At 67.3% G+C, this 9,482-nt stretch carries 9 protein-coding genes; all 9 read left to right on the forward strand.

What is annotated here, in order from left to right:
- The first annotated feature begins 55 nt into the window (after positions 1–55).
- Entirely contained in the window at positions 56–1,063 is a 1,008-nt protein-coding gene (locus M3498_13525) for a branched-chain amino acid ABC transporter permease (protein MDQ3460296.1), read from the forward strand.
- 74 nt (positions 1,064–1,137) lie between these two features.
- On the forward strand, positions 1,138–2,817 hold the full coding sequence (locus M3498_13530; protein MDQ3460297.1) for a branched-chain amino acid ABC transporter ATP-binding protein/permease: 1,680 nt from the start codon (positions 1,138–1,140) through the stop codon (positions 2,815–2,817).
- A 13-nt stretch (positions 2,818–2,830) separates the two neighbouring features.
- The gene (locus M3498_13535) at positions 2,831–3,562 is read left to right on the forward strand and encodes an ABC transporter ATP-binding protein (GenBank protein MDQ3460298.1); all 732 of its coding nucleotides are present in this window, start codon (positions 2,831–2,833) and stop codon (positions 3,560–3,562) included.
- Positions 3,563–3,604: 42 nt separating this feature from the next.
- The gene (locus M3498_13540; protein ID MDQ3460299.1) at positions 3,605–3,895 is read left to right on the forward strand and encodes an AbrB/MazE/SpoVT family DNA-binding domain-containing protein; all 291 of its coding nucleotides are present in this window, start codon (positions 3,605–3,607) and stop codon (positions 3,893–3,895) included.
- Positions 3,896–4,172: 277 nt separating this feature from the next.
- Complete coding sequence (locus tag M3498_13545; protein MDQ3460300.1) at positions 4,173–5,522, forward strand: AMP-binding protein; 1,350 nt, start codon at positions 4,173–4,175, stop codon at positions 5,520–5,522.
- A 62-nt stretch (positions 5,523–5,584) separates the two neighbouring features.
- On the forward strand, positions 5,585–6,124 hold the full coding sequence (locus M3498_13550) for a Uma2 family endonuclease (protein MDQ3460301.1): 540 nt from the start codon (positions 5,585–5,587) through the stop codon (positions 6,122–6,124).
- 14 nt (positions 6,125–6,138) lie between these two features.
- On the forward strand, positions 6,139–6,564 hold the full coding sequence (locus M3498_13555) for a thioesterase family protein (GenBank protein ID MDQ3460302.1): 426 nt from the start codon (positions 6,139–6,141) through the stop codon (positions 6,562–6,564).
- A 90-nt stretch (positions 6,565–6,654) separates the two neighbouring features.
- Positions 6,655–8,694, forward strand: a complete 2,040-nt coding sequence (paaZ, locus tag M3498_13560; GenBank protein MDQ3460303.1) for a phenylacetic acid degradation bifunctional protein PaaZ — start codon at positions 6,655–6,657, stop codon at positions 8,692–8,694.
- Between the two features lie 12 nt (positions 8,695–8,706).
- Positions 8,707–9,482, forward strand: a 776-nt coding sequence (locus M3498_13565) for an enoyl-CoA hydratase-related protein (protein MDQ3460304.1), incomplete at its 3' end; no start/stop codon positions are given.

Here is a 9,482-nt window from a genome sequence, read left to right on the forward strand (position 1 = left end):
GGGTAGAGGGTTGGCTTCCGCCGACCCCCGACCCCTGAATCCCGACCCCGCCCTTATGGATTGGACGATTTTCGCTATCTTGCTGAGCGACGGGCTCATCAGCGGGGTGTTCTACGCGCTCTTGGCCCTGGCGCTCGTTCTCGTCTTTACCGTCACCCGCGTCATCGCCGTCTTTATCGGCGAACTGGTGATGTTCGCGCCGCTCTCCTACGCGCTCTTGCTGCAGGGTGAGGTGCCGGGGACGGTGTGGCTCACGGCGGCGATGCTGCTGCTCTGGGCGGGGCTCGAGTGGCGCAGTCCCAAACGCGCGCTCCTTCTGGCACTCGTGGCGCTCGCGCTCGTCGGCCTGACCTTCTGGGGCGCGCAGGGGGCGCCGCAGGCGCCCCTCTGGGCACTGGCCGTCTTTATCGTGCTGCCGATGGGGGCGGCCACCTTCCGCCTCTTCTACGAGCCCTTGCCGCGCGGCACGGTGCTCGTCTATCTCATCCTCGCGGTCGGCCTGCACTTCGCCTATCAGGGCCTGGGGCTGGTCTTTTTCGGCCCCGAGCAGTACCGCCCGGCCGCCTTGGTGCGCGGCGGGCTCACCTTCGGTCCGGTGGCGTTGCGCTACCAGCAACTGCTCGTCGTCGCCTTTGCGGCGCTGGTGCTGGTGGCGCTCTACCTCTTCTTCAAGCGCAGCCTCTACGGCAAGGCCCTGCGGGCGGCCGCGGTCAACCGCCTGGGCGCTCGCCTCTCGGGCATCTCCCCGGTCGAGGCGGGGCGCGTCTCGCTCACGCTCGCCGCCGCGGTCGCCGCGGTGAGTGGGATGCTGATCGCGCCGCTGACCAACGCCGCTTACTACATGGGCTTTCTGCTCGGACTCAAGGGCTTCGTCGCCGCCATCATCGGCGGGCTGGTCTCCTATCCCTTGGCGGTCGCCGGCGCGCTCCTCGTCGGCGTCATCGAGTCGTTCAGCTCCTTTGCGGCGAGCGCCTACAAGGAGGCCATCGTCTTCAGCCTGATCCTGCCGGTGCTCCTCTACCGCAGCCTGACCACCTTCGAGCTCGGCGAGGAGGAAGAGTGAGCCCTCTCGCGCTCCTCTTCGTCGCCCTCTTGGCGCTGTTGCCGCTGGTCCTGCCCGCCTTCTACCTGACGCTCATGGTCGGCGTCGCCTACAGCGCGCTGGTCGTCTTAGGCCTCTACCTGTTGACTGGCCTGGCCCGCATGACGAGCTTTGGCCAGGCGGCCTTCATGGGCGTGAGCGCCTACACCACGGCGCTCGTGAGCGCGCGCTACGGGCTCTCGCCCTGGCTCGGGCTGATGGCGGGCGTGGCCATGGCCGGGGCGGCGGCCTGGGGACTCGGCGCGCTGACGGTGCGGCTCAGAGGGCACTTCCTGCCGCTGGCGACGATCGCCTGGCAGGTCGCCCTGTTCATCGTGATGGGCAACCTGACGGGCATCACCGGCGGCCACACCGGCCTCACCGGGGTGCCGCCGGTGAGCGTCTTCGGCCTCGAGCTGAGGACTTCGGGACAGGTCTACTACCTCGCCTGGCTCCTGGTGCTGCTCGCCGCCTGGGGCGCCTTCAACATCACCCACAGCCGCACGGGCCGGGCCTTGCGGGCGCTCAGGGGCGACGCCGTAGCGGCGGCCAGCGTCGGCGTCAACCCGGCCGCGCTCAAGCTCTGGGTCTTCGTCCTGGCGGGCGTCTTCGCGGGGCTGGCGGGCTGGCTCTACGCGCACTTCTGGCGCTTCGTCAACCCGACGCCCTTCGGCCTCGAGGCCTCCATCACCTATCTGATCATGGGCGTGGTGGGCGGCGTTGGCACCTTGCCGGGGGTCTTCGTCGGCGCGGCGCTCATCACCGGCCTCGAGCACTGGCTCCAAGACCTCCTGCCCAGGGTCTTCGGGCGCAGCGGCAACTACGAGGTAATCGCCTTGGGGCTCATCCTGGTGGTGATTCTCCACCGGGCGCCGCGGGGCCTCTGGGCCTTTGTAGAGGGCTACTTGCCGCGCCGCCGGAGCGAGGCGCCCTGTGGCGCCGGCCTGCCGCCGCGCGCCAAGACCGGCGAGGCGGGTGAGGCGCTCCTCGAGGTAGCCGGCCTCTCCAGGGCCTTTGGCGGCCTGGTGGCGGTCAACAACCTCTCCTTCTCCTTGAGGCGCGGCGAGATTCTCGGTTTGATCGGCCCCAACGGCGCGGGCAAGACGACGCTCTTCAACCTCGTCACCGGCGTCTTGGCGCCGACCTCGGGCGCGGTGTACTACCGGGGTCAGCGCTTGAGCGGCCTCAAGCCCTTCGACGTGGCGGGGCGGGGCCTGGCCCGCACCTTCCAGCACCCGCACCTCTTCAGCGAGATGACGGTCCTGGAGAACGCCGCCCTCGGCGCCTACGGGCGCACCGGCGCCGGCATGATCGCCTCGATGCTGAGACTCGACCGCGGCGAGGAGCGGCGGGCGCTCGCCGAGGCCTACCGGCAGCTCAGGCGCGTCGGCCTGGCCGAGCTCGCCGGTTCCAAAGCCGGCGGCCTGCCGCTCGGCAAGCAGCGCCTCCTGGAAATCGCTCGGGCGCTCGCCGCCGACCCCGAGCTCCTGCTCCTGGACGAGCCCGGCGCGGGCCTGCGCGCCGGTGAGAAGGCCGAGCTCGCCGCGCTCGTCAGGCGCCTTGCCGGCGAGGGCGTCACCGTGCTCTTCGTCGACCACGACATGGACCTGGTGATGGGCCTGGTCGACCGGCTGGTGGTCATGCACTACGGCGAGAAGCTGGCCGAGGGCAGCCCCAGGGAGGTCCAGAGCAATCCGCAGGTGATGGAGGCCTACCTGGGCGGGGCGGTGACCTGATGGCGGTGATCTGATGGCGGTGGTGCTGAGCGCCACGGGCCTGTGCGTCTCCTACGGCGCGGTCGAGGCGGTGCGGGAGGTGAGCTTCGAGGTCCACCGCGGCGAGGTGGTCACGCTGATCGGCCCCAACGGCGCGGGCAAGACCACCACCCTCTTGGCCTTGATGAACATCCTAAGCGCCGGCGGCGAGCGCCTTTACGACGGCCAGGCCATCGCCAGGACGACCCCGGAGCGCCTCGTCGCCGCGGGCCTGGTCTTGGTGCCCGAAAAGCGCGAGCTCTTCGCCGACATGAGCGTGGTCGATAACCTTAAACTCGGGGCTTACGCCCGCTACCGCCGCGGCGAGCGCCGGCTGGAGGGTGACCTCGACTACGTCTACGCGCTCTTTCCCAGGCTGCGCGAGCGCTCCGCTCAACTCGCCGGCACCATGTCGGGCGGCGAACAGCAGATGCTCGCCGTCGGCCGCGGCCTGATGGCAAAGCCCAAAGTCTTGATGCTCGACGAGCCCAGTCTGGGGTTGGCGCCGCTAATCGTCAAGGAAATCTTCAGCATTTTGGCGCGGCTAAAGCGCCAGGGCACCACCATTTTGCTGGTCGAGCAAAACGCCCATGCCGCCCTGGCCTTGGCCGACCGGGGTTACGTCCTCGACGCGGGAGAGCTGGTCCTCGCGGGCAGGGCCGAGGACCTGCGGCGAGACCCGCGCGTGCTCGAGTCCTATCTGGGCATCCGTCGCGAGCAGACATGACGGCCGCCAGACGCGTATACTGGCCAAAAAGGAGTGACCGCCATGCCGACCGCCAGACTCAAGGACAAGGCCATCACCGTACCCGACGAAGTCCTCGACGAACTCGAGCTAGCTGAAGGCGACGCGTTCGAGGTCGTCATAGCGGGCGGCCTCATCGTGCTCAAGCCGCACCAAGAGGACTGTGCCGAGCGCCATCCGGAAATCGACGCGGCGCTCGAGGCTGCCCTCAAGGAAGTCGAGGAGGGTCGCGTCACACCCGCTTTTGGAAGCGCCGAGGAATTCGAAGCCTACCGCCGGACCAAAGCTTATCAAGAGCTGCTCGAGTCGGAGTAGGGTGAAGTACCGTCTCAACCGTAAAGCGGTCAGAGATTTTGAACTGTTATCCCCAGCTCTCCAACAACGTGTCAAGAAACAGCTCGACTTTCTCTGCCAAAACCTGCGACACCCCTCGCTACAAGCCAAAAAGTACAATGAGGCAGAAGATCTCCGGCAAGCACGGGTAGCTAGAAACCATCGCTTCTACTTCCAGATTCGCGGCGACAGCTACGTCATCTTGCGCATCATTCCCCATCCAAAATAATGCGTTCCACCGACCGTGGGGAGGCCCAGTATGTTCAACCCTGACATGGAGACCCTGCCCAGCGACAAGCTGCGAAAGCTCCAGGACGAACGCCTGGCCAAGCTCATGGCTTACCTGTACGAGCGCCTGCCCTTCTACCGCAAGGTGCTGGACGAGGCGGGCACCAAGCCGAGCGACGTCACCAGCGTCGACGACCTGCCAAAACTCCCCTTCACCCGCAAGAGCGACCTGCGCGACCACTACCCCTTCGGCCTCTTCGCCGTGCCCAAGAGTAAGGTCGCGCGCATCCACGTCTCGAGCGGCACCACCGGCAAGCCCACGGTGGTGGGCTACAGCAGGCGCGACCTCGAGCTCTTCGCCGAGGTGAACGCCAGAGCGCTCGCCGCCGCCGGAGCGCGTCCCGGCATGACCCTGCACAACGCCTACGGCTACGGCCTCTTCACCGGCGGGCTCGGCCTCCACTACGGCGGCGAGCGGCTGGGCCTGACGGTAGTGCCCGTCTCGGGCGGCATGACCGAACGGCAGCTCCTGCTCATCGAGGACTTTAAGCCCGACATCATCGCCTGCACGCCGTCCTACGCCCAGACGCTGGCCGAGAGCTTTCGCCGCCGCGGCGTCCCCCCCGAAGAGATCAGCCTCAGCTACGCGATTCTGGGCGCCGAGCCCTGGACCGAGGCGATCCGCCAAGACGTGGAGAGGGGTCTGGGCGTCAAGGCCAGCAACATCTACGGCCTCTCGGAGGTAATCGGGCCGGGCGTGGCCCAGGAGGCCTGGGACGAGCAGGACGGCTCTTACCTCTGCGAGGACCACTTCTATCCCGAGATCGTCGACCCCGGCACGGGCGAGCCCCTCGCGGACGGTCAGGAAGGGGTGCTCGTGCTCACCACCTTGACCAAGGAGGCGACGCCGCTGCTGCGCTACTGGACGGGCGACATCACCTCCTTGACCCGCGCGGCAAGCACGACCGGCCGGACCCACGCCCGCATGGGCGGGATTCGCGGGCGCAGCGACGACATGCTGATCATCCGCGGGGTGAACGTCTACCCCACCCAGATCGAGGAAATCCTAAGGGGGCGCCCCGAGGCGGCGGCGCACTATCAACTGGTCATCAGCCGCAGCCACCTCTTGGACGAGGTCGAGTTGCGCTTGGAACTGTCCGAAGCAGCCTTCTCGAGAATGGAGCCTGCGAACAGGGACCCGGCACGCTTTGACGACCTCGTCGAGGCCGACGAGGAGCTGCGGAGCCTGCGGCGCGGCCTCGAGCAGAGCATCAAAGAGCGCGTCGGCGTGTCGGTCAAGGTCACGCTGATGGCGCCGGGCAGCGTGCCCAGGAGCGAGGGCGGCAAGCTCAGCCGGGTCTTGGACGAGCGCAAAGGCTAGGCCTGTCATTCCTATCATTTAGGTCTATCTAGATCTATCATTGAGGTGTAGGGAGGTTATAAGTGACGGTCACGACCCGCAAGCGCATCACCGCGCGCGAATTCCGCACCATGGCCGAAGCGGGCATCTTTGCAGAGGCACGCCTCGAGCTTCTGGACGGAGAACTCATCGAGATGACGCCTATCGGCCCTGAACACGCGCACGCGGTCAGACAGCTCATCGCGCTGCTCTCGACCATGTCCCCGGAGCGTGGCGCCTTGGACGTGCAAAATCCCCTGCTGATGCCGGGAGACAACGAATTCTACCCGGACGTGATGGTCTTAAAGCCCCGCGAGGGTGGGTACCGAAGCCTTCCCTTGGCGCCAGACGCGCTCCTCGTCGTCGAGGTCGCCAAGACCTCGCTGCTATACGACCGCGAGGTCAAGCGCACCAAGTACCAGGGCGCCGGCGTGCCCATGTACTGGGTCGCGGACATCGACGCAAAGCAGCTGTGGACCTACGCCGAGCCCGGCCAGAGGGGCTATGACCACGAACACCGCGCCGGTCAAGACGAGACGCTCGAGGTCTTGGGCGTAAGCGTGCCCGTCGCTCGGCTCTTCTAGATGCCCGGCGCCTTATGAAGCCCATTCCCGAGGGCTTCGAGGCCAGCTTCAGCCTGAGGGTCACCGACGAGATGACGGTGGACTTCGAGGAGATGGGCAGGCTCCACCCCGTCTACGCCACCTACTGGCTGGCCAAGCACATGGAGCTCGTCAGCCGCAAGGTCATCTTGCCCTTTTTGGAAGCCGAGGAGGAGGGCATCGGTTTTGAAGTTCAAGTCACCCACCTCGCTTCGGCCCTGCCCGGCATGAGGGTCACGGTGAGCGCCCGGCACCTCCGCAGCGAGGGCAAGCGCATCTACTCGAGCTGTGAGGCGGTCAGCGAGCTCGGCGACCGCATCGGCACGGGGACGACGACACAAGTCGTCCTGCCCAGGGCCACACTCGAGGCGGGTTTCGAAGGGTTGAGAAGACGTTGGCAGATGCAAAGGGACAACCGATGAGGCTCATCCACCCTGATAGCATGAGTTCATGACTCTATACACAAGCTCAAAGACCGCCAGAGGGCCAGGCATAACACAAGAGGAGCAGGCATGATCCTTCCCAGCTACGTCATGGGCGACTGGGCCAGCGGCGCGGGCGAGGGCCTGCTCGTCGTCGACGCCGTCTACGGCGAGCCCGTCAGCCGCATCAGCGCGGACGGCTTAGACCTTGTGGGCGTCCTCCAGTACGGCCGCGAGGTGGGCGGCCACGCCCTGCGAACGATGACCTTTCACGAGCGCGCCGTGATGCTGCGCGCGCTGGCCGTGCATCTCATGGAAAAGAAAGAGGCCTTTTACGAGCTGTCCTACCAGACGGGCACGACCCGTAAGGACGCCTGGATCGACATCGAGGGCGGCATCGGCACGCTGTTCGCCTACTCGAGCCTGGTGCGGCGCGAGCTGCCCAACGAGCCCTTCCTGGTCGAGGACGCGCCCATCGCCCTCTCCAAGGGCGGCACCTTTGCCGCCCTGCACCTGCTCAGTCCCAAGGAGGGCGTGGCGGTACACATCGGCGCCTTCAACTTTCCCTGCTGGGGCATGCTCGAGAAGCTCGCGCCGACGCTCGCCGCGGGCATGCCCGCCGTCGTCAAGCCCGCGCCGCAGACGGCCTACCTGGCCGAGGCGGTGTTTCGGGAGATGATCGTAAGCGGGCTGCTGCCCGAGGGCGCGGTGCAGCTCGTCAGCGGCGACGCGGTGGACTTTTTCCCCCACCTCGTGGAGCAGGACGTGGTGACCTTTACGGGCTCCGCCGCGGTCGGCAGAAAGCTCCGGGCGCACCCCAACGTCATCGCCAGGGCCATTCCCTTCACCCTCGAGAACGACTCCCTAAACGCCGCCATCTTGGGCGAGACGGTCAAGCCGGGCGAGCCCGAGTTCGATCTGTTCGTGAGGGAGGTGGTGCGCGAGATGACCGTCAAGGCGGGCCAGAAGTGCACCGCCATCCGCCGCGTGCTGGTGCCAAGGGACAGGGTCGAGGCCGTCGCCGACGCGCTCAGGGTGCGCCTCGAGGGCGTCACCGTGGGCGACCCGCGCCGCGAGGAGGTCCACATGGGGCCGCTCGTCAGCACCCAGCAACGAAGCGAGGTCTCGGCCCAGGTACAGCGGCTCAAGCAGAGCTGCGAGCCCATCTACGAGGGCCGGCTCGAGCCCTTGGGCGGTGACTTGGCAAGGGGCGGCTTCTACCCGCCGACGCTGCTCTACTGCGACCGGCCCCACCAGGCGACGGAGCCGCACGAGCTCGAGGCCTTTGGCCCGGTGAGCACCCTGATGCCCTACGAGACGGCGGCCGCGGCCGCCGAACTCGCCAAGCTGGGGCGCGGCTCCCTGGTGAGCTCGGTGTTTACCTTTGACCGCGCCGAGGCGAGGCGGCTCGTCTTAGCCATCGCGCCCCATCACGGCCGTCTCCTGGTCGTCAACCGCGACAATGCCAAGGAGTCCACCGGGCACGGCTCTCCCCTGCCGCAGCTCGTCCACGGCGGGCCGGGGCGGGCGGGCGGCGGCGAGGAGTTGGGCGGCGCGCGCGCGATCAAGCACTTCATGCAGCGCACCGCGGTGCAGGCCGACCCCACCACGCTCATGCACATCTCGAGCGAGTACGTGCCGGGCGCGCAGACCACCGGCGACGCGGTCCATCCCTTTCGCAAAGCCTTCGAGGACCTCAGCATCGGCGAGACCTACACCACCCACCGGCGCACCGTCTCGGAAGCGGACATCGTCAACTTCGCGGGCGTCTCGGGCGACTACTTCTACGCGCACATGGACGAGCTGGCGGCCAAGGATTCGCTCTTCGAGAGGCGGGTGGCGCACGGCTACTTTCTCGTTTCGGCCGCGGCGGGCCTGTTCGTCGATCCCCGACCCGGCCCGGTCCTGGCCAACTACGGCCTCGAGAACCTGCGCTTTATAGAGCCCGTCGGCATCGGCGACACCATTCAGGCCCAGCTGACCGTCAAGCGCAAGACCAAGAAGGACAGGCGCCATCCCGAAGACCGGGCGACGGGCGTGGTCGCCTGGGACGTGAAGATCACCAACCAAAGCGGTGAGCCGGTCGCGCTCTACACCATCTTGACGCTCGTCGCGCGCAAGGAGACCTGAGAGGAGACGCGTATGGTTCTGCTGCAAGCCCTTAAGAACAGCGTCCTGACCCTCACCTTGAACCGCCCGGACGCCCTCAACGCGCTCACCGGCGAGCTTCTCGCTGCGCTCGGCGCGGCGCTCGAGGAGGCGGCCAGGAACGACGAGGTGCGCTGCGTCGTCCTCACCGGGGCGGGCCGGGCCTTTTGCGCCGGTCAGGACCTAAGGGACATCTATCCGGGCGGCGCCGAGGACGCCAGGACCTTCTCGTTCAAGCGGCACCTCGAGACCTACAGCCCGGTCCTGGAGGGACTCGCGACTCTTGATAAGCCCGTCGTGGCCGGGGTCAACGGCGCGGCGGCGGGGGCGGGCTTCTCGCTTGTCCTGGCCTGCGACATGCGCCTGGCCTCGAGCAAAGCCTCCTTCGTCACCGCCTTCAGCAAGATCGGCCTGGTGCCCGACTCGGGGATGAGCTGGACCCTGCCCCGCCTGGTCGGCCACGCCAAGGCGCTCGAGCTGATGATGCTCTCGCCCAAGCTGGGCGCCGACGAGGCCTTGGCTTTGGGGCTCGTCAACCGCATAGTTCCCGAAGAGGTCTTTGCAGGGGAGCTGAGCGAATTAGCGTCGGCACTGGCGCAGGGACCGACGAAGGCCTACGGGCTTATCAAGCGCGCCCTGAGGAAGGGCGCGATCTCGAGCTTTGAGGAGGCACTGGCGTATGAGGCCTCTTTGCAGGACATCGCCGGCAAGAGCCGGGACCACGAAGAAGGGATCGCCGCGTTCTTGGAGAAGCGGCAGCCCAACTTTGG

This window comes from Deinococcota bacterium (assembly GCA_030858465.1).
In the GTDB taxonomy this organism is placed as follows: domain Bacteria; phylum Deinococcota; class Deinococci; order Deinococcales; family Trueperaceae; genus JALZLY01.

What these genes read in the sequence shown, in the direction of transcription:
- M3498_13555 (MDQ3460302.1), top strand. Translation starts at nt 6,139, where the DNA reads ATGAAGCCCATTCCCGAGGGCTTCGAGGCCAGCTTCAGCCTGAGGGTC.
- M3498_13525 (MDQ3460296.1), top strand. Translation starts at nt 56, where the DNA reads ATGGATTGGACGATTTTCGCTATCTTGCTGAGCGACGGGCTCATCAGC.
- paaZ (MDQ3460303.1), top strand. Translation starts at nt 6,655, where the DNA reads ATGATCCTTCCCAGCTACGTCATGGGCGACTGGGCCAGCGGCGCGGGC.
- M3498_13535 (MDQ3460298.1), top strand. Translation starts at nt 2,831, where the DNA reads ATGGCGGTGGTGCTGAGCGCCACGGGCCTGTGCGTCTCCTACGGCGCG.
- M3498_13540 (MDQ3460299.1), top strand. Translation starts at nt 3,605, where the DNA reads ATGCCGACCGCCAGACTCAAGGACAAGGCCATCACCGTACCCGACGAA.
- M3498_13530 (MDQ3460297.1), top strand. Translation starts at nt 1,138, where the DNA reads ATGGTCGGCGTCGCCTACAGCGCGCTGGTCGTCTTAGGCCTCTACCTG.
- M3498_13545 (MDQ3460300.1), top strand. Translation starts at nt 4,173, where the DNA reads ATGTTCAACCCTGACATGGAGACCCTGCCCAGCGACAAGCTGCGAAAG.